This window comes from Actinomycetospora sp. NBRC 106375 (genome assembly GCF_030269665.1).
Taxonomy (GTDB): Bacteria; Actinomycetota; Actinomycetes; order Mycobacteriales; family Pseudonocardiaceae; genus Actinomycetospora.
This window is the reverse complement of the sequence record NZ_BSTS01000076.1, coordinates 1-595: the sequence shown is the minus strand read 5'-3', so window position 1 is coordinate 595 and position 595 is coordinate 1. Positions and strand designations below refer to the sequence as shown.

The window sequence follows — 595 nt, the reverse complement described above, 5'->3', positions numbered from 1 at the left end:
GCCTGCCGAAGCACCTCGACGAGAAGGTCGCGAAGGTCCACGTCGAGGCGCTGGGCGCCGAGCTGACCAAGCTCACGAAGGACCAGGCCGAGTACATCGGCGTGGACGTCGAGGGCCCGTACAAGCCCGATCACTACCGCTACTGAGCACTGCGGAGACGACAATGAGTGTGTACGGCGATGTCGTCATGGACCGGTTGATGCACGGCATCGAGATGCCGACACGGTCAGAGCTGATCGATGGGCGTGTCATGGCGCTCCGGTTGCGCGCCGAGGTCGGCCGGGAGCTTGCCGCGCTCACGCAGGTCGGTGGCGCGTGCGGGCTGGCGACCGTCATGGTCGGGCTCGACTACGCGGCATCGGCCTATGAACGCCGGCTCCGGGCGCTGGCCCGCCGGCTCGGCATCAGCTACCGCCACTACTGGCTCGACGACGGTGCGTCAACCGACGAGGTCGTCGCGGTGGTCGAGCAGCTCAACGCCGATCCGGGTGTGCACGGGATCCTCCTGCTGCGCCCGTTCCCCGCCGACATCCCCGAGCCGGTCCTGTTCTCGGTGCTCGACCCGCACAAGGACATCGAGGCGGTGCACCCCGAG

The 595-nt window shown here is 68.2% G+C and carries 2 protein-coding genes; both read left to right on the top strand.

Annotated features, from left to right (window positions below; translation table 11 throughout):
* The coding region (locus QSK03_RS32940; protein ID WP_285660060.1) for an adenosylhomocysteinase at positions 1-146 on the top strand (146 nt) is incomplete at its 5' end.
* A 17-nt stretch (positions 147-163) separates the two neighbouring features.
* Positions 164-595, top strand: a 432-nt coding sequence (locus QSK03_RS32935; RefSeq protein WP_352232090.1) for a tetrahydrofolate dehydrogenase/cyclohydrolase catalytic domain-containing protein, incomplete at its 3' end; no start/stop codon positions are given.